This window comes from Pseudomonas sp. P4_C1 (assembly GCF_056402155.1).
The window spans coordinates 1-22,365 of sequence record NZ_JBFUHY010000014.1 but is presented as its reverse complement, the minus strand read 5'-3'; the positions used below and the strand labels follow the sequence as shown (position 1 = coordinate 22,365).

Annotated in this window: 25 protein-coding genes; 9 read left to right on the top strand and 16 right to left on the bottom strand. The window is 60.9% G+C overall.

Going from position 1 to position 22,365, the window contains the following annotated elements; all coding sequences use genetic code 11:
• Positions 1-18: 18 nt before the first annotated feature.
• The 5 genes from AC1DU9_RS11790 to AC1DU9_RS11770 form a co-directional block, all read right to left on the bottom strand.
• Complete coding sequence (locus AC1DU9_RS11790; RefSeq protein WP_223456663.1) at positions 19-1,464, bottom strand: M16 family metallopeptidase; 1,446 nt, start codon at positions 1,462-1,464, stop codon at positions 19-21.
• Complete coding sequence (locus tag AC1DU9_RS11785) at positions 1,457-2,803, bottom strand: M16 family metallopeptidase (RefSeq protein WP_223456665.1); 1,347 nt, start codon at positions 2,801-2,803, stop codon at positions 1,457-1,459. The genes AC1DU9_RS11790 and AC1DU9_RS11785 overlap by 8 nt, the downstream gene beginning before the upstream one ends.
• A gap of 125 nt (positions 2,804-2,928) precedes the next feature.
• Positions 2,929-3,525 carry a 16S rRNA (guanine(966)-N(2))-methyltransferase RsmD gene (gene rsmD, locus AC1DU9_RS11780; RefSeq protein ID WP_223456668.1) on the bottom strand — a complete coding sequence of 199 codons (597 nt, stop codon included), beginning with the start codon at positions 3,523-3,525 and terminating at the stop codon, positions 2,929-2,931.
• Entirely contained in the window at positions 3,525-5,015 is a 1,491-nt protein-coding gene (locus AC1DU9_RS11775; protein WP_223456670.1) for a M16 family metallopeptidase, read from the bottom strand. Before AC1DU9_RS11775 ends, rsmD begins: the two co-directional genes overlap by 1 nt.
• Positions 5,008-6,363, bottom strand: a complete 1,356-nt coding sequence (locus AC1DU9_RS11770; RefSeq protein ID WP_223456672.1) for a M16 family metallopeptidase — start codon at positions 6,361-6,363, stop codon at positions 5,008-5,010. Before AC1DU9_RS11770 ends, AC1DU9_RS11775 begins: the two co-directional genes overlap by 8 nt.
• 343 nt (positions 6,364-6,706) lie before the next feature.
• On the opposite strand from AC1DU9_RS11770, the gene ftsY reads away from it, so the two are divergent.
• The 4 genes from ftsY to rpoH all read left to right on the top strand — a co-directional run bounded on the left by ftsY (position 6,707) and on the right by rpoH (position 10,879).
• Positions 6,707-8,218, top strand: a complete 1,512-nt coding sequence (gene ftsY, locus AC1DU9_RS11765) for a signal recognition particle-docking protein FtsY (RefSeq protein WP_477810192.1) — start codon at positions 6,707-6,709, stop codon at positions 8,216-8,218.
• Positions 8,215-8,886, top strand: coding sequence for a cell division ATP-binding protein FtsE (gene ftsE / locus AC1DU9_RS11760; protein WP_007975383.1), 672 nt, complete (start codon positions 8,215-8,217; stop codon positions 8,884-8,886). The genes ftsY and ftsE overlap by 4 nt, the downstream gene beginning before the upstream one ends.
• Entirely contained in the window at positions 8,883-9,905 is a 1,023-nt protein-coding gene (gene ftsX, locus AC1DU9_RS11755) for a permease-like cell division protein FtsX (RefSeq protein WP_223456676.1), read from the top strand. Before ftsE ends, ftsX begins: the two co-directional genes overlap by 4 nt.
• 119 nt (positions 9,906-10,024) lie before the next feature.
• Positions 10,025-10,879: an RNA polymerase sigma factor RpoH gene (gene rpoH, locus AC1DU9_RS11750; protein ID WP_150725044.1), complete on the top strand. Its 855-nt coding sequence runs from the start codon at positions 10,025-10,027 to the stop codon at positions 10,877-10,879.
• Positions 10,880-11,042: 163 nt separating this feature from the next.
• Here rpoH and mtgA read toward each other — a convergent pair whose 3' ends face one another.
• Complete coding sequence (mtgA, locus tag AC1DU9_RS11745; RefSeq protein ID WP_477810191.1) at positions 11,043-11,765, bottom strand: monofunctional biosynthetic peptidoglycan transglycosylase; 723 nt, start codon at positions 11,763-11,765, stop codon at positions 11,043-11,045.
• Between the two features lie 74 nt (positions 11,766-11,839).
• Between mtgA and AC1DU9_RS11740 the strand changes: the two genes are divergently transcribed.
• The 4 genes from AC1DU9_RS11740 (at position 11,840) to trmB (ending at position 14,082) form a co-directional block, all read left to right on the top strand.
• Complete coding sequence (locus AC1DU9_RS11740) at positions 11,840-12,220, top strand: DUF423 domain-containing protein (RefSeq protein WP_223456679.1); 381 nt, start codon at positions 11,840-11,842, stop codon at positions 12,218-12,220.
• Between the two features lie 71 nt (positions 12,221-12,291).
• On the top strand, positions 12,292-12,492 hold the full coding sequence (thiS, locus tag AC1DU9_RS11735; RefSeq protein ID WP_007953386.1) for a sulfur carrier protein ThiS: 201 nt from the start codon (positions 12,292-12,294) through the stop codon (positions 12,490-12,492).
• A 60-nt stretch (positions 12,493-12,552) separates the two neighbouring features.
• Positions 12,553-13,347: a thiazole synthase gene (locus AC1DU9_RS11730; RefSeq protein ID WP_223456680.1), complete on the top strand. Its 795-nt coding sequence runs from the start codon at positions 12,553-12,555 to the stop codon at positions 13,345-13,347.
• Positions 13,348-13,356: 9 nt separating this feature from the next.
• Positions 13,357-14,082, top strand: a complete 726-nt coding sequence (gene trmB, locus AC1DU9_RS11725; RefSeq protein WP_223456681.1) for a tRNA (guanosine(46)-N7)-methyltransferase TrmB — start codon at positions 13,357-13,359, stop codon at positions 14,080-14,082.
• A gap of 116 nt (positions 14,083-14,198) precedes the next feature.
• On the opposite strand, the gene AC1DU9_RS11720 is transcribed toward trmB, so the two are convergent.
• From AC1DU9_RS11720 to AC1DU9_RS11675, 10 genes are all read right to left on the bottom strand, one after another.
• Positions 14,199-14,522: a DUF3392 domain-containing protein gene (locus AC1DU9_RS11720; RefSeq protein ID WP_007987827.1), complete on the bottom strand. Its 324-nt coding sequence runs from the start codon at positions 14,520-14,522 to the stop codon at positions 14,199-14,201.
• Positions 14,523-14,544: 22 nt separating this feature from the next.
• Positions 14,545-15,750: a radical SAM family heme chaperone HemW gene (gene hemW / locus AC1DU9_RS11715; protein ID WP_223456682.1), complete on the bottom strand. Its 1,206-nt coding sequence runs from the start codon at positions 15,748-15,750 to the stop codon at positions 14,545-14,547.
• Complete coding sequence (rdgB, locus tag AC1DU9_RS11710) at positions 15,747-16,343, bottom strand: RdgB/HAM1 family non-canonical purine NTP pyrophosphatase (protein ID WP_223456683.1); 597 nt, start codon at positions 16,341-16,343, stop codon at positions 15,747-15,749. The genes hemW and rdgB overlap by 4 nt, the downstream gene beginning before the upstream one ends.
• Complete coding sequence (locus tag AC1DU9_RS11705; protein ID WP_223456684.1) at positions 16,340-16,774, bottom strand: DUF4426 domain-containing protein; 435 nt, start codon at positions 16,772-16,774, stop codon at positions 16,340-16,342. The genes rdgB and AC1DU9_RS11705 overlap by 4 nt, the downstream gene beginning before the upstream one ends.
• 26 nt (positions 16,775-16,800) lie before the next feature.
• Entirely contained in the window at positions 16,801-17,421 is a 621-nt protein-coding gene (metW, locus tag AC1DU9_RS11700) for a methionine biosynthesis protein MetW (protein ID WP_223456686.1), read from the bottom strand.
• 7 nt (positions 17,422-17,428) lie between these two features.
• Positions 17,429-18,568, bottom strand: coding sequence for a homoserine O-succinyltransferase MetX (gene metX / locus AC1DU9_RS11695; RefSeq protein WP_223456688.1), 1,140 nt, complete (start codon positions 18,566-18,568; stop codon positions 17,429-17,431).
• A 182-nt stretch (positions 18,569-18,750) separates the two neighbouring features.
• Positions 18,751-19,047 (bottom strand): DUF167 domain-containing protein, encoded by a 297-nt coding sequence (locus tag AC1DU9_RS11690; RefSeq protein ID WP_223456691.1) that lies wholly within the window; start codon positions 19,045-19,047, stop codon positions 18,751-18,753.
• Positions 19,048-19,051: 4 nt separating this feature from the next.
• On the bottom strand, positions 19,052-19,642 hold the full coding sequence (locus AC1DU9_RS11685) for a YggT family protein (RefSeq protein ID WP_223456693.1): 591 nt from the start codon (positions 19,640-19,642) through the stop codon (positions 19,052-19,054).
• 10 nt (positions 19,643-19,652) lie between these two features.
• Positions 19,653-20,471, bottom strand: coding sequence for a pyrroline-5-carboxylate reductase (proC, locus tag AC1DU9_RS11680; RefSeq protein ID WP_223456695.1), 819 nt, complete (start codon positions 20,469-20,471; stop codon positions 19,653-19,655).
• Between the two features lie 34 nt (positions 20,472-20,505).
• Positions 20,506-21,192 (bottom strand): YggS family pyridoxal phosphate-dependent enzyme, encoded by a 687-nt coding sequence (locus AC1DU9_RS11675; protein WP_223456697.1) that lies wholly within the window; start codon positions 21,190-21,192, stop codon positions 20,506-20,508.
• 56 nt (positions 21,193-21,248) lie between these two features.
• Here AC1DU9_RS11675 and AC1DU9_RS11670 point away from each other — a divergent pair, with 56 nt between their 5' ends.
• The gene (locus AC1DU9_RS11670; protein WP_223456699.1) at positions 21,249-22,283 is read left to right on the top strand and encodes a type IV pilus twitching motility protein PilT; all 1,035 of its coding nucleotides are present in this window, start codon (positions 21,249-21,251) and stop codon (positions 22,281-22,283) included.
• Positions 22,284-22,365: the final 82 nt, after the last annotated feature.

Below are 22,365 nucleotides of genomic sequence, written 5' to 3'. Positions count from 1 at the left end.
CCGCGTCATCATGGCTCTCTAACTTGCCACAATCTCGCCAGGTGCGCGACACATGGAATTGGTTGCGCTTTCGCTTGGAGCCGGCAGCGGTTGTTGATCTGTCTTCGGCCCCAGGATGACAGCGCGCCATTGGTCGGCGTGGTAATGCCGGTTGAGTGCGCTTTTGATTGATACAAGGTTCAGCTTCAAGGCGGCTTGCATGGCGAAGTCGAGGTCCAGCGGCAGATTGTGGGCGCTGATGGCGTACAACTGGCTCAGAATCTGCGCATTGGTAGCGCTGCCCAACGGCGCGCTACCGGTCAGTTGCTGTTGGATGTCTTCGAGTTCCTGTTGGGTCGGCCCTTGGGCGAGGAAGTCGTTGAACATCGTCTTGATATGGGCCAGCACGGCATCGGCCTGCTCTGGTCGGGTCTGCAAATCAATGGTCAGTAACCCCTGCGCCTGAAGGGCTGAAAGGTCGGCTTCAACGTGGTAGGTCAGGCCTCGGCGTTCACGCAGTTCATTGGTCAGACGGTTGGTGAAAACCCGCATGGCCATCTGAAGCGCGACGTAGTCCGGACTGTTTCGCAGGACACTTGGCTGGGCAAGGCGTAGATAAGCCTGGGTCGATGGTCGCTCAACGCGTAGCAGACCTGGAGCGGCCGGACTTGTCACTGGCTGGATCGCGGCAGTGGCCGGTCCCAGGGGCAAGGCCGCGGATATCTGCGCACCGATGCGCTGGGCTTCTTCCTCGGTGAGGTCACCAACCAGTGTGATCTGGGCATTGCCCGCGGCATAAGCCTCGCGATAAAAGTCTTGCACCTGGGTGCGGGTGACGGAGGTCAGTCCGGCCCTGGTTCCGTAGAAGGACTGAGCATAACCGTGCTCGGGAAACAACTGACCGAGGTTCGCTTGTCGGGCTTGAGCGGCATGGGACTGATCTTCAAGGTCCAGAAAGTACTGCAATTGGGATTTCACCGTAGGCAGGGACTCTTGCGGCAACAGCGGCTTGCCGAGTACCTGGGCAAACAGTTCCAGGGCTGGAGCGCGCCGTGATTCGTCACTCAGGCTACGCAGGGAAAACCAGGTCCGGTCCTGGCTGATATCCATACCCATCCTGGCACCCAGATTGTCGAACGTCGCCTGTATGGCGTTGACGTCCTTGCCAGCTACGCCCTCATTCAAAAGGCTATAGGTGACCGCGGCCAGGCCGGGTTGATGCGGGGTGTGGGCGCTGCCGGCAGCAAAACTCACCAAGGCATCAAACATTGGCAGGCCAGGGGTGTGGATGAACAGGATCTTCGTTCCACTGAGCGTTTTGTAACCCTTGATCGACAGCGTGCGCTGGGTCGCCGGAGTCTGTGGTTCATTGAGCGATTGCAGCACTGGTTTCTGGGGCGCCGTGGTTGCAACGGCAGGGGCCTGCGCACTCAACAGCATGCCGGCCAGGATCAATCCACTGATGAGGCCTTTGAGCTTATCCATTGTTTTTCTCCGGCAAGATTGTCGCGGTACTCAGGCGCTCACGCGTCAGGTAAGTCTTTGCGACCTGTTGAATATCCAGGGGGGTGACCTTGTTCAGCTCATCGGTATCCTGATCGGCCAGCCGCCAGTCCAGGCCGATGGTTTCCAGCAGGCCCAAGGTGTTGGCCTGTTCTTCCAGATCATCCTGCGCATAAACCGAGTTAGCGATCAGGAGGTTTTTCGCGCGCTCCAGTTCTGCCGGTTCCGGTGCCTTGCTCTTCAGTGATTCGATCACTTGCCACAGGCGGGCGAGGGCTTCGTCAGCGTCACTGAGCTTGTCCGGGTTGAGCTGGGTGCTGATGGTCAGTAACGAATCGCCGCGATTGAAGGCGTCGTACGCTGAGTCGGCCTCGGTGAATATCGCCTCGCCCAGTTGCAGTTGCTGTTTGATCCGCGCGCTACTGGACCCGGCCAGTAACATATCGAGCAGGCGCAGGGCATGGGCGGTCCGATGATCCGGTGCCGTGGTCAGGCTGGGCGCGTTGAAACTCATGATCAGGCGCGGGGATGCTATGGGTGCATACAGGGTCAGTGACCGTTCTCCGGCAGAAGCCAGCTCGACAGGGGTAGGCGCCACAGGTGTCGCACGTCGCTCAAGGTGGCCGAAGTGCTGCTGTGCCAGGGTCTTGATCCGCTCAGGTGCAACATCGCCAACGACTACCAGCGTCGCATTGTCCGGTGAATACCAGGCCTGATACCACTGCTGCAATTGCACGGCATTCATGCGTTGCAGGTCGTGCATCCAGCCGATTGTCGGGGTTCGGTAGCCGCTGGCCGGGTAGGCGATGCTGTTCAGTCGTTCTTGAGCCAGCGCGATGATTTCATCATCAAAGTGCATCCGACGCTCCTCCTGAATGACCTTGAGCTCCTGTGTAAAGTCCTGTGCATCCAGCTCGGCCGTACTCATCAGATCGGCCAGTATTTCAAAAGCGACGCCAGTGCGGCCGGAAGGCAGTGTCTGGTAAAAGACCGTGAAATCGGTGCCGGTAAATGCGTTTTCGCTGGCGCCCAGTTTTTTCAGTATCGCCGCGAACTCTCCGGCGCAGGCCTTGCTGCTGCCTTTGTAGACCATATGTTCGAGGGCGTGGGACAGGCCGGACTGGCCGGGAGGCTCGTAGCTTGCACCGACCTTGATCCAGAGCTGGGCGGTAACGATGGGCGAGCGATGGTCCTCGCGCACGATAACCTTGAGGCCGTTGTCCAGTACGAAGTCTTGCGTCGCGGGGGGTGTCGCCGCGCTGGCCATGAGCGGTAGCCAGGCGATAAAGGGCAGCATAAATAGGCTGCGGGAGATGTTCATCCGTGTTCATCCTCAGTGGTTTGCAGGTAATTGCGCAAACCACTGTGGATGATCCGTAAGGGCGTCAGGTGGTAACTATGTAGTGCACCTCACAACCAGGCTGGGGCAGTCGTCTCGCTGAAATGTCAGGCGTTGCGCTGCCACAACGAGTAATACACGCGTCCGGATTTCTGCTCCCGGTGCAGGCGCCAGTTCTCCGGCAGGCCCAGGGTCGACGGCGCCGACTCGCTTTCGGTGTACACCCAGGCGTCTTCGGCCAGCCATTGGCGCTCTTCGAGCAACTTGCAAACGGCGGGCAGCAGGTTCTGGTTGAATGGCGGGTCGAGGAACACCAGGTCGTAGGCCGTCGCGGTCTGGGTTTCCAGGTAGCGCAGGGCATCGGCAGTCTGGACCTGGCCGTTGGTGCACCGCAGCGTCCCCAGGTGCTCTTTCAGGCTGGACACCGCGATACTGCTGGCGTCCAGCGCCTGACCCATGGCCGCGCCACGGGACAGTGCTTCAAGGAACAGCGCGCCGCTGCCGGTGAACGGGTCGAGCACCTTGGCGCCCGGCACGTAAGGCGCGAGCCAGTTGAACAGGGTTTCACGCACGCGATCCGGCGTCGGGCGCAGGCCAGGGGCGTCGGGGAAGCTCAGCTTCCGGCTGCGCCATTCGCCGCCGATGATGCGCAGCTGGTTCACGCCGTTATGGACGTTTTTGGCGGGTTTTTTAGGATGGGCCATTAATGCTCCGGAACCCCGAGCGGCTGCTCGGAAGGTTTATCAGTAGGGGCCGGTAACGGCTTTTGCGGCACGGTCGGGCCAGCGCTGACGATGACCATCTTGTCCGTGCCCAGGTGTTTGTTCATGGCGGCTTTGACCTGCTCGACGGTCAAGGCCTGGGACTGTTGCATGAAGTCTTCCAGGTGACTCAGCGGCAGGTTGTAGAAACCGATGGCGCCCAGCTGACCGACGATATCGGCGTTGCTCGCGGTGGACAGCGGGAAGCTGCCGGCCAGTTCGCGCTTGGCGTCGTCCAGCTCTTTTTCGGTCGGGCCGGTTTTAAGGTAGTCGGCCAACACATCCTGCACCAGTTTCAGGGTGCCTTCGCTCATCTCGGCGCGGGTTTGCAGGTTGATCATGAATGGGCCGCGCGCCTGCATCGGGGTAAAGCCCGAATACACGCCGTAAGTCAGGCCACGCTTCTCGCGCACTTCGCTCATCAGACGGGTGCCGAAGCCGCCGCCACCGAGAATCTGGTTGCCCATGGACAACGCCGCGTAGTCCGGGTCGTCGCGGTCGATGCCCAATTGCGCGAGCATCAGGTTGGTCTGCTTGGACGGGAACTCGATATGGCCGACGCTGGCCTTGGGCTCGACCGGTTGCGCGATTTTCGCCAGCGCCGGGCCTTTGGGCAGGGCGCTGGACACCTGGGCGGCAATCGCTTCGGCTTCCGCGCGGGACAGGTCGCCGACCAGTGCGATCACCACGTTACCGGCCGCGTAGGCTTTCTCGTGGAAAGCCCGCAGCTGTGCCTGGGTAATCGCCGGGATGGTTTTCGCCGTGCCGTCGCTGGCGTGTGCGTATGGGTGATCACCGTACAAGCGGTTCATCAGTTCCAGGCTCGCCAGTTTGCCGGGATTCTGTTTCTGGTATTCGAAACCGGCGAGCATCTGGTTCTTGATGCGGGCAAACGAGTCGGCGGGGAAGGTCGGTTTGCCGACGACTTCGGCGAACAGCTTCAAGGCCGTCTCGCGCTTGTCCCGGTCACTGAGGCTGCGCAGCGACGCGATGGCCATGTCCTTGTAGGCACCGTTGCCAAAGTCGGCGCCCAGGCCTTCGAAACCCTGGGCAATGGCACCGACGTCTTTGCCGGCCACGCCTTCGTTGAGCATGGCGTTGGTCAACACCGCCACGCCCGGTGCATCGCCGTCCTGGCTGCTGCCGGCGGCGAAGATCAGGCGCATGTCGAACATCGGCAGCTCATGGGCTTCGACGAACAGCACTTTCGCACCTTCGGCAGTGCTCCAGGTTTGTACGTCCAGCTGGCGGTGGCCCGGTGCCTTGCCGTTGAGTTCGGTCAGCGATTGCAGTTTCTGGCTGGCCTTGGCCTTGTCCAGGGCTTCGCTGGCACTGGTTTCGCCAGAACGCGACAAATAGAACGCGGCGGAACCGAAAACGGCAACGGCGACCAGGCCGATCAGGGCCAGGCGAGAGGGTTTACGCTCACTCATGAGTCGTCTCCAGAGGCAGTACATGGGCGACGCTGAGACGTTCGCGGGTGAAATACAGCTTGGCGGCTTTCTGGATGTCTTGCGGCGTGACGCTTTCCAGATCGGCCAGTTCGGTGTCCATCAGCTTCCATGACAGGCCGACGGTTTCCAGTTGGCCGATGGCGGTGGCCTGGCTGGTGATCGAGTCACGCTCGAAGACCAGGCCGGCGATGACTTGTGCGCGTACCCGTTCCAGCTCTTCAGCGGTTGGCGCCGTGGTTTTAAGCTGGTCGAGCAGCTTCCACAATCCGGCTTGCGCCTGGGCGATGGTCTTGTGTTTCTGTGAGTTTGGCGATGCCGACAGGGTGAAGAGGCTGTCGCCACGGGTGTAGGCGTCGTAACTCGACGAGCCGCCGGACACCAGTTCTTCTCCGCGCTCCAGTTGCGTCGGGATGCGTCCGCTGTAGCCGCCGTCGAGCAGCGCCGAGATCAGGCGCAGGGCATTGACCAGGCGTTTGTCGTCGGTGGTGGCGATGCTTGGCACGTTGAAGGCCAGCATCAGGCTAGGCAGTTGGGTCTGCACATGCAGGGTGATCTGGCGCTCGCCCGGCTCGGCCAGTTCCAGCGGTTTTTTCGCGGCGGGCACTTCACGCTTGGCGATCGGGCCGAAGTAGCGTTGGGCCAGGGTTTTGACTTCGTCCGGGGTGACATCGCCAACCACCACCAGCGTGGCGTTGTTGGGCACGTACCAGGTTTCGTACCAGTGGCGCAGTTCTTCGACTTTCATCCGTTCAAGGTCGGCCATCCAGCCGATGGTCGGCGTGTGGTAGCCGCTGGCCGGGTAGGCCATGGCCTTGAAGCGCTCGTAGGCCTTGGACATCGGCTTGTCGTCGGTGCGCAGGCGACGCTCTTCCTTGATGACTTCGATTTCCTTGGCGAACTCGTCGGGCGGCAGGCGCAGGCTGGCCATGCGGTCGGCTTCCAGCTCGAAGGCTACGCCCAGGCGATCCCGGGCCAGCACCTGGTAGTACGCGGTGAAGTCGTCGCTGGTGAATGCATTCTCTTCGGCGCCGAGGTCGCGCAGGATCAGCGAGGCTTCGCCAGGGCCAACCTTCTCGCTACCCTTGAACATCATGTGTTCCAGAGCGTGGGACAGGCCGGTATTACCCGGCGTCTCGTAGCTGGAGCCGACCTTGTACCAGACCTGGGAAACCACCACGGGCGCACGGTGGTCCTCACGCACGACCACCTTCAGGCCATTGTCGAGGGTGAATTCGTGGGTGGGTTGCGGGTCGGCGGCCAGGGCCGAAAGGGGTAGGCAAACTGTGCTGAGCAGCAGGCCTGCGGCGCGGCGGGCAAGAGCATTCATTCGTTTTTAAACCTTTGGGGCTGCCCGCTTGGTCTTAGCCTAGGCGGGCGAGGAGGTGCTAGGATACTGATCCGGTTTACTGGCGGCCACGCCTATCAGGCCTTTGACCGGCCTTCGGGTTGTATGGGTTACCGGCAGAAACTTTGAGTTTGTCAGCTAAACTCTGCGTTTTCGCCGACGATGCCGTTCCAGTCCTTCGTATTAGTCGACCTTTGAGGCGCCGTTGGCACCTCGACAAAATGTTGCGCGTGAACAAGCTGGGTCAATCGCAGTCTGTTCTGCATCGAATATTTATTTGCCGGGGCGCCATTGGCGCGTCGCTACTGTGAGATAGCCGTCCTCCATGTTTGGTTCCAACGACGACAAGAAGACCCCAGCTGCGGCTGGCGAGAAAAAAAGCCTGTTCGGATGGCTGCGCAAAAAGCCGCAGGAACCCGTCGTCGAACAGCCACAAGCCATTCCTGAACCAGCGCCGGCACCGGTCCCGGTAATAGAAGAAGCGTCTGCATCGGTTGCTCTGCCGATTGCCGAGCCGGTGCTGCAGACGCAGGCCGAAGTCGTCGCCGAACCTGCCCGTGAAATCATCGAGCAACCGCTGACCAGCGCTGCCGAGCCGTGGCTGACCTTGCCCGTGGCGGAAGAGCCCGTGGCACTGGTCGAGAATGACCTGGCCCCTCACGTGACACCGCAGATACCGGCCCCGGCTGAGTTTGCGCCGGCCCCGGTTCATGCGCCTGAGATCGAGCCGGTGGTGGCGCCAGTCGTTGTGGCTGAGCCTGCACCTGCACCGGTTGTAATCGAACCGGTAGCCCCGATTGTTGCTGCACCTGCACCTGCACCTGCACCTGCACCTGCACCTGCTCCCGCTCCCGCCCTCGCTCCCATCGAAACCCCGGTCCAGCCAGTGCGCACCGAAGAAACCAAAGCCGGTTTCTTCGCCCGTCTCAAGCAGGGCCTGTCCAAGACCAGCGCCAGTATCGGCGAAGGCATGGCCAGCCTGTTTCTGGGCAAGAAGGTCATCGATGACGAACTGCTGGAAGACCTCGAAACCCGCTTGCTGACCGCCGACGTCGGTGTCGAAGCCACTTCGGTGATCATCCAGCGTCTGACGCAGAAAGTCGCACGCAAAGAGCTGGCCGACGCCGATGCCCTGTACAAATCCCTGCAGGCCGAGCTGGCGGCCATGCTCAAGCCTGTCGAGCAGCCGCTTAAAGTCACCTCGCAGAACAAGCCGTTCGTGATTCTGGTCGTCGGCGTCAACGGTGCCGGCAAGACCACCACCATCGGCAAACTGGCGAAGAAGCTGCAGCTGGAAGGCAAGAAAGTCATGCTCGCCGCTGGCGACACCTTCCGCGCCGCGGCGGTGGAGCAGTTGCAGGTCTGGGGCGAGCGCAACAAGATCCCGGTGATCGCGCAGCACACTGGCGCCGACTCGGCTTCGGTGATCTTCGACGCCGTGCAGGCCGCCAAGGCCCGTGGTATCGATGTGTTGATCGCCGACACCGCCGGCCGCCTGCACACCAAAGACAATCTGATGGAAGAGCTGAAGAAGGTTCGCCGGGTGATCGGCAAGCTCGACGCCGACGCACCTCACGAAGTGCTGTTGGTGCTTGACGCTGGTACCGGCCAGAACGCCATCAACCAGGCCAAGCAATTCAACCAGACCGTCGAGCTGACTGGCCTGGCGCTGACCAAGCTCGATGGCACAGCGAAAGGTGGGGTGATTTTCGCCCTGGCCAAGCAATTCGGCCTGCCGATCCGCTACATCGGCGTCGGCGAAGGCATCGACGATTTGCGTACCTTTGAAGCAGAACCCTTTGTCCAGGCATTGTTTGCCGAGCGGGAGCGTTCATGATTCGTTTCGAACAGGTCGGTAAGCGCTACCCGAACGGTCACGTCGGCTTGCATGAGCTGAGCTTTCGAGTCCGTCGTGGCGAGTTTCTGTTTGTCACCGGCCATTCCGGCGCCGGTAAAAGCACCTTGTTACGGCTGTTGCTGGCCATGGAGCGCCCGACCAGCGGCAAATTGCTGCTCGCCGGGCAAGACCTGAGCACCATCAGCAATGCGCAGATACCTTTCTTGCGCCGGCAGATCGGTGTGGTGTTCCAGAATCACCAGTTGCTGTTCGATCGCACGGTGTTCAACAACGTTGCATTGCCATTGCAGATCCTGGGCCTGTCCAAGGCCGAGATCGCCAAGCGCGTGGACTCGGCACTGGAGCGCGTGGCGCTGTCGGATAAAACCGATCTGTACCCGGGCGACCTGTCCACCGGTCAGCAGCAGCGCGTCGGCATCGCCCGCGCCATCGTCCACCGTCCGGCCTTGCTGTTGGCGGACGAACCGACCGGTAACCTCGACCCGCGTCTGGCCGCCGAGATCATGGGTGTGTTCGAAGACATCAATCGCCTGGGTACCAGCGTGCTGATCGCCAGTCATGACCTGGCCCTGATCGCCCGCATGCGCCATCGCATGCTGACGCTACAACGCGGTCGATTGATCGGTGACGGGGAGGCCGCGGTATGAGCGCAACACGTAGCCCCAAGGTTTCCGAGCGTGTGGCCCCGAAGGCCGCCGATCCGCAGCCGCAAAAGAAAAAACGCGATGATGACGACGGGCCGGACTTTGCTACGTTGTTCCGCGCCTGGATCGAAAGTCATCGCGCCAGTCTGGTGGACAGCCTGCGCCGCCTGGGCAAGCAGCCTGTCGGCAGTTTTTTCACCTGCATGGTGATGGCGGTGGCCCTGAGTTTGCCCATGGGGCTGTCACTTTTGCTAAGTAATGTCGAGCGTCTGGGTGGTTCCTGGCAGCGTGCGGCGCAGATTTCCCTGTACCTGGACCTTGAGGCCAAGCCGGCGGAAGGCGAATCGCTGCGTGATCAGATCAAGGGAATGCCTGGCGTCGCCGATGCCGAATACGTTGGCCGGGATCAGGCGCTGGAAGAGTTCCAGAAACAGTCCGGGCTGGGCGAGGCGCTAAAGGAGTTGCCGGAGAACCCGCTGCCGGGCGTGGTCCTGGTGACGCCGAACGAAGTCGACAAGCCGGCCCTTGAAGCATTAAGACAAAAACTATCCGAGCTGCCGAAGGTACAACAGGCGCAACTTGATTTAGTCTGGGTCGAGCGTCTGGCAGCCATCCTCAAGCTGGGTGATCGATTTGTCTTCGGTCTGACCGTGCTTCTGGTTTCTGCATTACTTTTGGTGATAGGCAATACCATTCGTCTTCATATTGAAAACCGCCGCACAGAGATAGAAGTGATTAAACTGGTCGGCGGCACTGACAGCTATGTACGCAGGCCCTTTCTATATATGGGCGCGCTGTATGGCTTCGGTGCGGGGATTCTGTCCTGGGGCGTACTGGCGTTCGGCCTTGATTGGCTGAACGACGCGGTGGTAGGGCTGGCCGGTTTGTACGGCAGTGATTTTGCACTGGCTGGAGTGCCAGTTGCCGACGGTCTGTCTCTCTTGCTTGGCGCGGTGCTGTTGGGGTATATCGGTGCATGGATTGCAGTCGCACGCCACCTGAGGGAGCTTGCGCCTAAGTAGTATCATTTTGCTCGTATTGACCTTTCAGCGTTTTTGGGTTTTGGGAACTTGTCTTTCGGTTTCCGGTCAATTTTCGCAGTGCTGAACTGCACGAGTTTGTAAGTCGGAGGTTTTTTCGTATGACCAATTCTTTGCAACCTGCATATGCTCTGGTCCCGGGTGCGAACCTGGAGGCCTATGTGCACACCGTCAACAGCATTCCATTGCTGTCGCCGGAGCAGGAGCGTGAACTGGCCGAGAGTCTCTATTATGAGCAGGATTTGGGGGCGGCTCGGCAGATGGTGCTCGCCCACCTGCGTTTTGTCGTACATATCGCCCGTAGCTATTCCGGCTACGGCCTGGCCCAGGCTGACCTGATCCAGGAAGGCAACGTCGGCCTGATGAAAGCCGTGAAGCGTTTCAACCCGGAAATGGGCGTGCGCCTGGTGTCCTTTGCCGTGCACTGGATCAAGGCGGAAATCCACGAATTCATCCTGCGCAACTGGCGCATCGTGAAAGTCGCGACCACAAAGGCCCAGCGCAAGCTGTTCTTCAACCTGCGCAGCCAGAAGAAACGTCTGGCCTGGTTGAATAACGAGGAAGTCCACCGTGTGGCGGAAAGCCTCGGTGTTGAGCCTCGGGAAGTGCGCGAGATGGAAAGTCGCCTGACCGGCCATGACATGGCCTTCGACCCGGCTGCCGAAGCGGATGACGACAGTGCTTTCCAGTCGCCGGCCAACTATCTGGAAGACCACCGGTACGACCCGGCCCGTCAACTGGAAGACGCCGACTGGAGCGACAACTCCAACCACAACCTGCACGAAGCGCTGGAAGTGCTGGACGACCGCAGCCGTGACATCCTCTATCAGCGCTGGCTGGCGGAAGAAAAAGCCACGCTGCACGACCTGGCGCAGAAGTACAACGTGTCGGCCGAGCGTATTCGCCAGCTCGAGAAGAGTGCGATGAACAAGCTCAAAGTGTCGATCGCTGCGTAACTGGCGAGCAGGCAATAAAAAACGCCCCGATCGTTGATCCTGTGGGGGCGAGCTTGCTCGCGATGAGGTCCGAACATTCAATATAAAAGTTGAATGTCAGGCCGCAATCGCGAGCAAGCTCGCTCCCACAGGGATCTTCAGTGTTTCAATAAATGGTGATCGGTTATTCGGCCCAAGGCGCCCGGCGTGAATCGTTCAGTCCGACCAGATAGCTATCCCCGCCCAGTTGGCTCATCTGCCGTCGAATCCACCCTGCACGCCGCGAAACGTAGGAAGTCGGATGGCTGRCACTCCAGACTCGCGGGTTGGGCAGGACGGCGGCGAGCAGGCTCGACTGCTGGCGGCTGAGGCCTTTTGCACTCACACCAAAGTGATGTCGGGCGGCCGCTTCGGCGCCAAACACGCCGTCATCCCACTCGACGCTGTTGAGGTACACCTCAAGAATTCGCTGCTTTGGCCAAAACACTTCGATCAATGCAGTAAACCAGGCCTCCAGGCCTTTGCGCAGCCAGCTGCGTCCGGACCACAAGAACAGATTTTTCGACACTTGCTGGCTGAGGGTGCTGGCGCCACGGATCGAACCGCCGCGCTCGTTATGGGCAAACGCCGCCTGAATCGCGCCGATATCGAAGCCCCAGTGCTCCGGAAATTTCTGGTCTTCGCCGGCAATCACCGCGACTTTCAGGTCATCGGAGATCTCGTCCCAGGGTTTCCAGGTCCGTTGCAGGTCAATGGGTTCGCCATCGAACCAGGATTCGATCTTGCGCTCGACCATCAATGCGGTCCCCGGTGGCGGCACCACGCGAAAGATCAGCACCAGCAATACGCTGCCACCCATGAACCAGAGCACGGCATTGGTGAAACGACGGAAATAGATACGCAGCATAGAGATGGCTTGGCCGAACCCGTTGAGCAGGCCATTATACAGACCCTGTTGATCGAGTCTGACTGGAGTTCTGCATGCTGCGTGGCTTTCTGATGCTGGCCGCTTTTTTCGGCTTCACCGGTGTCGGCCTCGGCGCCTTTGCCGCCCATGGCCTGAAAAACCGCCTGAGCGCCGAGTACATGGCAATTTTCCACACGGGCGTCACCTATCAACTGGTACATACCCTGGCATTACTGGGCGTCGCATTCCTGGCCACGCAGATTCCCGGCCGCCTGATCACCTGGGCCGGCGCATCGTTTGCCATCGGTATCCTGCTGTTCTCCGGCAGCCTGTATGTTTTGACGCTGACGGGCCTCAGCAAGTTCGGCATCATCACCCCGTTCGGTGGCCTGGCCTTCCTGGTGGGCTGGTTTTGCCTGGGGTTAGCCGCCTGGCGCTTGCAACTTACCGCTTGACGCTTGTTGCTGACCTTTAGGTCATGATCGGGCTAGAATGCCAGCCCCTAAAAATGATGGCGGCATCCGGCATGCGCATTCAGTTGAACGGCGAATCCTTTGAACTGCCCGACGGTGAAACCGTTGCGGCCCTGCTGACCCGTCTGGATCTGACCGGACGCCGGGTGGCGGTCGAACTCAATCTGGATATCGTCCCGCGCAGTCAGCACGCAGACACCACGTTGAACGACGGCGACAACGTCGAAGTGGTGCACGCCATCGGTGGCGGCTAGCAACCTCGGCCGAGTGGCCACAGAATTCTGCAAGTACCTCACCCCTATAGAGGATTTCCCATGAGCATCGTTCGCAGCGACAAGCCTTTCGTCCTGGCCGGTCGTACTTACCAGTCGCGTTTGCTGGTCGGTACCGGCAAGTACCGTGACATGGAAGAAACCCGCCTGGCCATCGAAGCCTCGGGTGCCGAGATCGTCACCTTCGCCGTGCGTCGCACCAACCTTGGCCAGATCGAGGGCGAGCCGAACCTGCTCGAAGTGCTGTCGCCGGATCGCTACACCTTCCTGCCGAACACCGCCGGTTGCTACGACGCTATCGAGGCCGTGCGCACTTGCCGCCTGGCCCGTGAGCTGCTCGATGGCCACAACCTGGTGAAGCTGGAAGTGCTGGCCGATCAGAAAACCCTGTTCCCCAACGTGATCGAAACCCTCAAGGCCGCCGAAACGCTGGTCAAGGAAGGCTTCGACGTGATGGTCTACACCAGTGATGACCCGATCATCGCCCGTCAATTGGCGGAAATCGGCTGTATCGCGGTGATGCCGCTGGCTGGTCTGATCGGTTCGGGCCTGGGGATCTGCAACCCGTACAATCTGCAAATCATCCTGGAAGAAGCCAAAATCCCGGTGCTGGTGGATGCCGGTGTCGGTACCGCGTCCGACGCCACCATTTCCATGGAGCTGGGTTGTGATGCGGTGCTGATGAACTCGGCCATCGCCCACGCCCAGCAGCCGGTCATGATGGCTGAAGCCATGAGACATGCCATCGTCGCAGGCCGCCTGGCCTACCTCGCTGGCCGCATGCCGAAAAAACTCTATGCCAGCGCCTCTTCGCCGCTGGATGGTCTGATCAAGTAAGAGCCATTGATGACTGAATCGAACGACACGCCTATCCAGACGGAAGAAGGCGACGAGCGCCAACACCGCCGCATCAAAAGTTTCGTGATGCGCGCCGGGCGCATGACCGAAGGCCAGCAAAAGGGCCTGGAGCAGGGCACTCCGCTGTTCGTGCTGCCGCTGGCTGATGCGCCGGTGGACTTCGACCAGGTGTTCGGTCGCTCGGCACCGCGCTCGCTGGAAATCGGTTTCGGCATGGGCCACTCGCTGCTGGAAATGGCAGCGGCTGCGCCGGATCAGGATTTCATCGGCGTCGAAGTGCACCGTCCGGGTGTCGGTGCGCTGCTCAATGGCGTGCTGACGCAAGGCCTGACCAACCTGCGGGTCTACGATTGCGACGCGATCGAAGTGCTCAACCGCTGCGTGGCCGATAACAGCCTCGATCGCCTGATGCTGTTTTTCCCGGACCCGTGGCACAAGAGCCGTCACCACAAGCGTCGTATCGTTCAGGCGTCCTTCGCTGAGCTGGTGCGCAGCAAGTTGAAGGTCGGCGGCATTCTGCACATGGCCACCGATTGGGAACCGTACGCCGAATACATGCTGGAAGTGATGAGCGTCGCGCCGGGTTACCGCAATCTTGCCGAAGACGGCAAGTGCGTACCGCGCCCGGCCGAGCGGCCGATCACCAAGTTCGAACGCCGTGGCGAACGTCTTGGGCATGGCGTGTGGGATTTGAAGTTCGAGAAGTTGGCGTAAAACCTGTGGGAGCGAGCTTGCTCGCGATGGCGGCCTGACAGTCAACATAGATGTTGAATGTGATGGCCTCATCGCGAGCAAGCTCGCTCCCACAGTTGTCTGTGTGTGCCGCAGGATCAGCGGCGGTCAGCGACCACGCCAATCAACACCAACACCACCAGCAACACTGGCGCCAGGCTGTAGTTGTTGAACTGGCTCAGGCCGCGCACGACCCACGGCGTGGCGTAGATCAGTGCCGCGCCGCTACCGATCATGCACAGCAGGGACATCAGCGGCACGCGCAATGCGCCGGCGATGCTGCCCAGACGCTGCTCGACCCAGCCTTTGAAATCCGCACCGAACAGCACCAGCAGGCAACCCACCAGGGCCAGGGCGATTTCCGAGAGGTTGCTGCGGCTCCAGCGAGACACGGTGGCAAGCAGGTCGAGTACCAAATCCATTCGTTTTCCCTTAAGGCTGAAATCAGCTCAGAAATTTCTGCAGCAAGTCGTTGAGGAAGAGTTGTCCGCGCTCGGTGGCTACCAGACGTGACGGTTCGACCTGCAACAGGCCGCTTTGTTCGGCTTCACGGCGGCCCTCAGCAAGGCTTTCCAGCGTCATGCCGGTACGTTCCGGGTACAGCCGCGATTCGACGCCTTCAGTCAGGCGCAGCGCGTTCATCAGGAATTCGAACGGCATTTCATCATTGGTCAGCGCTTTCTCGCCAGCCTGGAAGCTTTTCGCCGGATTCAGGTAGTCCTTCGGCAGGCGGGTCTTCCAGGTGCGAATGATGCGCCCGTCCGGATGGCTGAGCTTGCCATGGGCGCCCGCGCCGATGCCGATGAAGTCGCCAAAACTCCAGTAATTGAGGTTATGACGCGCCGGGCGACCTGGCAGGGCATAGGCCGAGACTTCGTATTGCGCGTAACCGTGTTCAGCCAACAACGCTTGCCCGGCTTCCTGAATGTCCCACAGCGTGTCGTCTTCCGGCAGCGTTGGCGGCTGGTTCCAGAACACCGTGTTCGGTTCCAGGGTCAGTTGATACCACGACAGGTGTGTCGGTTTCAGGGCGATGGCTGTGCGCAGGTCCGCCAGGGCATCATCCAGGGACTGGTTCGGCAAGCCATGCATCAAGTCCAGGTTGAAGTTGTCGAACCCGGCCTGTCGCGCCATGCCGGCGGCACGTACGGCTTCGTCACCGTTGTGAATCCGCCCCAGGGCCTCGAGTTTTTCTTGCTGGAAACTCTGGATGCCGATCGACAGGCGATTGATCCCCAGTTTCCGGTACGCCACGAACTTGTCTTGCTCGAACGTCCCCGGATTGGCTTCCAGCGTGATTTCGATGTCGCTGGCAAACGGGATGCGCTGTTCGACGCCTTTGAGCAAGCGACCCAGCGAATCAGCACTGAACAGGCTTGGCGTGCCGCCCCCAAAGAAAATCGAGCTCAGCTCACGACCATAAACGGCGTGCAGGTCTTGATCGAGATCGGCCAGCAAGGCGTCGACGTACTCTTCTTCCGGCAGCACGGGGCTGGCGGTGTGGGAGTTGAAGTCGCAATAAGGGCATTTGCGTACGCACCACGGGATGTGGATGTACAGCGCCAGGGGTGGCAGCACAGGCAGCGCTGCCCTGGGCGTTTGTGCGGCGCCACCGAAGATCAGTGGCTTTGCTGCGGAATCGTGGGTCATTTCAAGCCCAGACGCTGGCGCAGCAGATCCATTGCACGGGCGCGGTGGCTGATCTGGTTCTTGTCGCTTGGGCTCAGTTCGGCGCTGGAGCAATCGCGCTCCGGCACCCAGAACAGCGGGTCGTAGCCGAAACCGTGTTCGCCGCTGGCCTCGGTCAGGATGCGCCCGTGCCACAAACCTTCGCAGAGGATCGGCAACGGATCATCGGCGTGACGCACCAAGGCCAGCACGCAGACGAACTGCGCGCTACGTTCTGCTTCAGGCACATCTTTCAGCACGTCGAGCAGTTTGGCGTTGTTCGCCGCATCGCCCTTGCCGTCGGCATAACGCGCCGAGTAGATGCCTGGCGCGCCGCCCAGGAAATCCACCGCCAGCCCGGAATCGTCGGCCAGCGCCGGCAGGCCGGAAATGCGCGCGGCATTGCGGGCTTTCAGGATCGCGTTCTCGACGAACGACAGGCCGGTTTCTTCAGGCTCGACGCTGCTGAACTCGCCAATCGAGCGCAGATGCACCGATTCACCGAGCATGGCCTGGAGCTCCTTGAGTTTGCCGGCGTTATGGCTGGCCAATACGAGTTGTGTGAAGTTGATCATTGGCCGGGGAAGAGCTCTTGGTTGAAATTGATGGTGTTGATTTTGTCGCCGGTCTGCACCTTGATGTCGAAGGTGCGGGTTTCCTGCTGCGGTACCGGGAATTGGGCGATGTAGTAGATCGCACCTTGTTCAGTGATCTGGCGGAACTTCAGGTCCACACTTTGGCTGGTCAGGTCTTTGACCGTACCGCTGACCTGCGCCATCTGCGGTTTGCCGTCCTTGAGCACCGCAATGTTGATCACGCCCTGGTTCTTGCTGCGGGTGAGTTCGGCGGACTTGGCAATGTCCGGTGTCAGGTAGGTGGAGTTGAAGGTGTTGTAGTGCACCGTCACGTCACCGAAGGTTTCCTTGCGCTCGCCCTTGATGGCGTCGGCGGCCATGGCGGTGACGCTCAGGCAGGCAGTGAGTAGAAGCAACGCTAGACGACCCATGATCGTTCTCCTTGAAATAGGGTGGATCAGACCGCGACCTTGTGGTCGGAAAGTCCCGGACTGCTCACGCGGTAGATTCCGATCTCACCTAACAGATTAGGCCATAGCTTACTGGCCCACCCGTGCCGATGTTGTTGATCCACGGCAAGCCGATCAATGACCTTCGCCTCACGTTCGCGACACAAGGCTTCAAAGTCCGCGAAGGTGCAGAAGTGAATGTTCGGCGTGTTGTACCAGGTATACGGCAGGAACTCGGAAACCGGCATCCGGCCCTTGCTCGCCAGGTACCAGCGGCAGCGCCAGTGACCGAAGTTGGGGAAGGTGATGATGCACTGCCGGCCCACGCGCAGCATTTCCTCGAGGATCCTGTCCGGGTAGTGCACGGCTTGCAGTGCCTGGGTCATGACCACGATGTCGAAACTGTTGCTGGCAAAGTTGCCCAGGCCCTTGTCCAGGTCCTGTTCGATGACGTTGATGCCCTTGGCCACGCACTCGGCAATGTTGTCGGCGTCGTTTTCCAGGCCATAACCGGTGACTTGCTTGTTATCGCGCAGCCAGGTCAGCAGTTCGCCATCGCCGCACCCGAGGTCGAGCACGCGGCTGCCGGCGGGGATCCATTCCTGGATGATTTCCAGATCAGCTCTCATGGCTTTCTCACAGCGTAATGCGGTTCATGTAATTGCCGAATGCCTGCAGGTAGCGTGGGATCGGAATCAGGAAGGCGTCGTGGCCTTGCGGGGCGTCGATCTCGAGGTAGCAGACGTCCTTGCGCGCGGCCATCAGCGCGTCCACCAGTTCCCGCGAGCGGGCAGGGGAGAAGCGCCAGTCGGTGGTGAACGACATCACGCAGAACTTGGCCTTGGCACCTTCAAAGGTTTTCGCCAGGTTATCGTCGAAGTTCGCCGCCGGATCGAAGTAGTCGAGCGCTTTGGTCATCAACAGATACGTATTGGCATCGAAGCGCCCGGAGAACTCTTCGCCCTGATAGCGCAGGTAGCTTTCCACCTGGAACTCGACGCTGTGGAAGTCGTAGTTGAGCTTCTCGCTCTTGAGCCCGCGGCCGAATTTCTCGCCCATGGAGTCGTCGGACAGGTAGGTGATGTGCCCGACCATCCGCGCCAGCATCAGGCCGCGCTTGGGGATCACGTTGTGTTCCTGGAACGAACCGCCGTGGAACTCCGGGTCGGTGAGGATCGCCTGGCGCGCCACTTCGTTGAACGCGATGTTCTGTGCCGACAGCTTGGGTGCCGAGGCGATGGCCAGGCAGTGACGGATGCGGTCAGGGTAGGTGATGCTCCATTGCATCGCCTGCATGCCGCCGAGGCTGCCGCCGATCACGGCTGCGAATTGGGCGATACCGAGACGGTCCGCCAGACGCGCCTGGCTGTGCACCCAGTCTTCCACGGTCAATACCGGAAAGTCGGCACCGAACGGCTTGCCGGTGTCCGGATTGATGCTGCTCGGGCCGGTGGAGCCGTTGCAGCCGCCGAGGTTGTTCAGGCTGACCACGAAGAACTTGCTGGTGTCGATCGGCTTGCCGGGACCGATGCAGCTGTCCCACCAACCGGGTTTGCGGTCGTCGGCGCTGTGGTAGCCAGCGGCGTGGTGGTGGCCGGACAGGGCGTGGCAGATCAGCACGGCATTGCTCGCCGTGGCGTTGAGCGTGCCGTAGGTTTCGTAAATCAGGTCATAGGCCGGGAGCGAACGGCCGCAGGCGAGAGCCAGGGCTTCGCTGAAGTGCGCCACTTGCGGCGTCACCAGACCAACAGAATCGGGGGGAAAGGCAGCTGGCATCGACCCTGCTCTCGTTGAAATGAGGCGTAAGTCTAAAGACCGCTGGGGTTAGCGGCAAGCAAAGGCCCGAGCTGATTTTTTCATGTAAGACCGAGGTGCGGCCATCGCGGGCAAGCCACGCTCCCACAGGGGTACGCATTCCAATGTGGGAGCGAGCTTGCTCGCGATGAACGATGACGCGGTCAGCCCGTCGGGCGCACCAGATCCGGCAAGTCCGGCAACTTCTTCGGCGAGCAGATCCGCACCCGTTTCTGCCGGTTCAACTCGCCACTGATCAGGCTGACCTGGCTCTTGGACACGCCAAAGGCCTTGGCCAGAAACGCCATCAAATACGCGTTGGCCTTGCCCTCGACTGGCGGCGCGGTCAGGCGGATCTTCAGGCGATCGCCGTGCAGCCCGCAGAAGTCATCGCTACGGGCTGCCGGTTGCAGGTGACACTCCAGAATCAGGTCGTCACCGTCCCAGCGAAACCAGCTCACCGGGTCAGATCAACACGCGGAGGATTTCCGGCATCATGGTCATGGCGGCGAGGTTGTTGATCACCAGCATGTCGACCAGTTTGATGGCCAGGAACGCAAAGATCGGCGACAGATCCAGTCCGCCCAGATTCGGCAGGAACTTGCGGAATGGCGCCAGGGCCGGTTCGCAGACGTCGTTCACCAGTTCGGCACCCGGGTTATGGCTGCCCGGAGCGACCCAGGACAGGATTACGCTGATGATGAGGGCGAAGAAGAAAATCTTCATGAACAGCGCGGTCACGCCGATGACCGACCAGATCAGCAGTGGTAGCGGGTTGCCGGTGGTGCCGTAGGTCAGCAGCAGGGTCAGGGCCATCAGCGCCAGTTGTACCAGGATCGCCAGCACCAGCGAGGACATGTCCAGGCCGAATACGCTCGGGATGATCCGGCGCAGTGGCTTGAGCAGTGGCTGAGTGGCCTTGACGATGAACTGGCAGATCGGGTTGTAGAAGTTCGCCCGCACCAGTTGCAGTACGAAGCGCATCAGCACGATCAGCAGGTACAGGCTGCCGAGGGTTTGCAGCACGTAGACCGCTGCGGTATTCAATCCAATCATGAAAAGCTCCTTATTGACCCAGTTGTTCAGCCATCTCGGCCGAGCGATGCGCGGCAGCGCCGAGTGCTTTTTCGACCAGGGCTTCGAAGCCATTGGCCTGGAACGACTTGATTGCAGCTTCTGTGGTGCCCGCAGGCGAGGTGACGCGGCGGCGCAACTCGGCCGCGTCGACGTCGCTGGAGACGGCCATTTGGGCGGCGCCCAGTGCGGTTTGCAAGGTCAGTTGCGCGGCGATGTCCGCTGGCAGGCCAAGTTTCACGCCAGCGGCGGTCATGGCCTCGATCAGCAGGAAGAAATACGCCGGGCCCGAGCCTGAAACGGCGGTGACGGCGTCCAGTTGCTGCTCTTCATTCAGCCATAAGGCGATGCCGACTGCGGACAGCAGTTCCTGGGCCTGCTGACGCTGTTCGGCGGTCACTTCGGCTGTCGCGAACAGGCCGCTCGCGCCCTGACGCACCAGCGCTGGGGTGTTGGGCATGCAGCGCACGATCGGCTGGGTGCCGAGCCAGTTGTTCATGCTGGCGCAGGTGATGCCCGCGGCAATCGAAACCACCAGTTGATCGGGCTTGAGGCTTGGGCGAAGCGCTTCGCACACGGCTTTCATCGCCTGGGGCTTGACCGCCAGCACGACCACGTCGGCACCGTCGATGGCCTGGGCGTTGTCGGCGAAGGTTTCGATGCCATGCTCAGCACTCACGCGGGCGCGGGTTTCTTCGCCCGGATCGCTAGCGCGAATCTGTGCGGCTTCCAGACCCTTGGCCCGCAGGCCGCCAATCAGACTGGCGGCCATGTTGCCGGCACCGATAAAGGCAATACGTGTCTTGCTCATGTCAGGTCCTTATTCAGAAGTGTGTCAGCCATGTTTACGGCTGGCCGTAGTCGCGGGCGCCAAACAGGGCCGTACCAATACGGACCCAAGTGGCGCCCTGGGCGATGGCTGACTCAAGGTCGTGGCTCATGCCCATGGAAAGTGTGTCGAGCGGCAGGTTCAGGCTGGCTTGCAGGCTTTGCACGGCAGCGAAAGCGGCATCCTGGGCGGCGCGATCTTCAGTCGGTTCAGGAATAGCCATCAACCCGCGCAACTTCAAGCGCGGGAGGGCACTGATGGCGTTGGCCAGGGCCGGCAGGTCGGCCGGGGTGCAGCCGGATTTGCTGGCTTCACCGCTGACGTTGACCTGGATGCAGATATTCAGTGGCGGCAGATCGGCGGGACGTTGTTCGGACAGGCGTTGTGCGATTTTCAGGCGATCCACGGAATGCACCCAGTCGAAGTGCTCGGCGATGGCACGAGTCTTGTTCGATTGAATGGGGCCGATGAAGTGCCAGATCAAGGGCAGGTCGGCCAGTTCGAGCTGTTTGCCCAACGCTTCCTGCAGGTAGTTCTCGCCAAAGTCGCGCAAGCCGGCGGCGTAGGCTTCACGCAGGTCTTGTGCGGGTTTGGTCTTGCTCACGGCCAGCAGCTGGACGCTGTTCTCGGCGCGGTTGGCGGCGAGTGTTGCGGCATGGATGCGCGAACTAACTTCGAGAATGTTGTCTGCTATGGTGGACATCAAGAGGCGCCAGCGGTCTGAAGGTTCGCGGCATTCTACTGGAATTGAGAGACGCTATGGATATCACCGAACTGCTGGCATTCAGCGCCAAACAGGGGGCATCCGACCTGCACTTGTCCGCCGGCCTGCCGCCGATGATTCGGGTGGATGGCGATGTGCGGCGCATCAACCTGCCGGCCCTGGAGCACCAGCAGGTGCAGGTGCTGATCCATGCCATCATGAATGACGCCCAGCGGGTGGATTTCGAGAAACACCTGGAAACCGATTTTTCCTTTGAGGTGCCCGGTGTGGCGCGCTTCCGGGTCAATGCGTTCAATCAGAACCGTGGCGCGGGCGCTGTGTTTCGTACCATCCCGTCGAAAGTGCAGGGCATGGACGAACTGGGCATGGGGGACGTGTTTCGCAAAATGACCGACGCACCCCGTGGCCTGGTGCTGGTGACTGGCCCGACCGGTTCCGGCAAGTCCACCACGCTGGCGGCGATGATCGATTACCTCAATACCCATCGCCATCACCACATCCTCACCATCGAAGACCCTATCGAGTTTGTCCACGAGCCGCGCAAGTGCCTGATCAACCAGCGTGAGGTTCATCGAGATACCCGCAGCTTCGCCACCGCCTTGCGATCGGCACTGCGGGAAGACCCGGATGTGATTCTGGTGGGCGAAATGCGCGATCTGGAGACCATTCGCCTGGCGTTGACCGCCGCCGAAACCGGCCATCTGGTGTTCGGCACGCTGCACACCACGTCGGCGGCGAAAACCATCGACCGGGTAGTCGACGTGTTTCCGGGGGACGAGAAGTCGATGGTGCGTTCGATGCTCTCCGAGTCGCTGCTGGCGGTGGTGTCCCAGACCCTGGTGAAGAAAATCGGCGGCGGACGCATCGCGGCCCACGARATCATGCTGGGGACGTCGGCGATCCGAAACCTGATCCGCGAGGACAAGGTGGCGCAGATGTATTCGGCGATTCAGTCGGGAGGGTCGTTGGGGATGCAGACGCTGGATATGAGCTTGAAGGACCTGGTGACCAAGGGTTTGGTCAGTCGTGACCATGCGCGGGAGAAGGCGCGGTTACCGGATAACTTCTGAGGGAGTGGCTGTGCTTTCAAGGGCCCCATCGCGAGCAAGCTCGCTCCCACAGGGGGGCGAGCAAGCTCGCTCCCACAGGGGG

What these genes read in the sequence shown, in the direction of transcription:
- ftsY (WP_477810192.1), top strand. Translation starts at nt 6,707, where the DNA reads ATGTTTGGTTCCAACGACGACAAGAAGACCCCAGCTGCGGCTGGCGAG.
- ftsX (WP_223456676.1), top strand. Translation starts at nt 8,883, where the DNA reads ATGAGCGCAACACGTAGCCCCAAGGTTTCCGAGCGTGTGGCCCCGAAG.
- hemW (WP_223456682.1), bottom strand. Translation starts at nt 15,750, where the DNA reads ATGACCCACGATTCCGCAGCAAAGCCACTGATCTTCGGTGGCGCCGCA.
- proC (WP_223456695.1), bottom strand. Translation starts at nt 20,471, where the DNA reads ATGAGCAAGACACGTATTGCCTTTATCGGTGCCGGCAACATGGCCGCC.
- AC1DU9_RS11785 (WP_223456665.1), bottom strand. Translation starts at nt 2,803, where the DNA reads ATGAACATCTCCCGCAGCCTATTTATGCTGCCCTTTATCGCCTGGCTA.
- AC1DU9_RS11775 (WP_223456670.1), bottom strand. Translation starts at nt 5,015, where the DNA reads ATGAGTGAGCGTAAACCCTCTCGCCTGGCCCTGATCGGCCTGGTCGCC.
- trmB (WP_223456681.1), top strand. Translation starts at nt 13,357, where the DNA reads ATGACTGAATCGAACGACACGCCTATCCAGACGGAAGAAGGCGACGAG.
- rdgB (WP_223456683.1), bottom strand. Translation starts at nt 16,343, where the DNA reads ATGATCAACTTCACACAACTCGTATTGGCCAGCCATAACGCCGGCAAA.
- metX (WP_223456688.1), bottom strand. Translation starts at nt 18,568, where the DNA reads ATGCCAGCTGCCTTTCCCCCCGATTCTGTTGGTCTGGTGACGCCGCAA.
- AC1DU9_RS11705 (WP_223456684.1), bottom strand. Translation starts at nt 16,774, where the DNA reads ATGGGTCGTCTAGCGTTGCTTCTACTCACTGCCTGCCTGAGCGTCACC.
- AC1DU9_RS11730 (WP_223456680.1), top strand. Translation starts at nt 12,553, where the DNA reads ATGAGCATCGTTCGCAGCGACAAGCCTTTCGTCCTGGCCGGTCGTACT.
- AC1DU9_RS11720 (WP_007987827.1), bottom strand. Translation starts at nt 14,522, where the DNA reads ATGGATTTGGTACTCGACCTGCTTGCCACCGTGTCTCGCTGGAGCCGC.
- thiS (WP_007953386.1), top strand. Translation starts at nt 12,292, where the DNA reads ATGCGCATTCAGTTGAACGGCGAATCCTTTGAACTGCCCGACGGTGAA.
- AC1DU9_RS11685 (WP_223456693.1), bottom strand. Translation starts at nt 19,642, where the DNA reads ATGATTGGATTGAATACCGCAGCGGTCTACGTGCTGCAAACCCTCGGC.
- AC1DU9_RS11790 (WP_223456663.1), bottom strand. Translation starts at nt 1,464, where the DNA reads ATGGATAAGCTCAAAGGCCTCATCAGTGGATTGATCCTGGCCGGCATG.
- AC1DU9_RS11740 (WP_223456679.1), top strand. Translation starts at nt 11,840, where the DNA reads ATGCTGCGTGGCTTTCTGATGCTGGCCGCTTTTTTCGGCTTCACCGGT.
- metW (WP_223456686.1), bottom strand. Translation starts at nt 17,421, where the DNA reads ATGAGAGCTGATCTGGAAATCATCCAGGAATGGATCCCCGCCGGCAGC.
- rsmD (WP_223456668.1), bottom strand. Translation starts at nt 3,525, where the DNA reads ATGGCCCATCCTAAAAAACCCGCCAAAAACGTCCATAACGGCGTGAAC.
- AC1DU9_RS11770 (WP_223456672.1), bottom strand. Translation starts at nt 6,363, where the DNA reads ATGAATGCTCTTGCCCGCCGCGCCGCAGGCCTGCTGCTCAGCACAGTT.
- rpoH (WP_150725044.1), top strand. Translation starts at nt 10,025, where the DNA reads ATGACCAATTCTTTGCAACCTGCATATGCTCTGGTCCCGGGTGCGAAC.
- AC1DU9_RS11675 (WP_223456697.1), bottom strand. Translation starts at nt 21,192, where the DNA reads ATGTCCACCATAGCAGACAACATTCTCGAAGTTAGTTCGCGCATCCAT.
- ftsE (WP_007975383.1), top strand. Translation starts at nt 8,215, where the DNA reads ATGATTCGTTTCGAACAGGTCGGTAAGCGCTACCCGAACGGTCACGTC.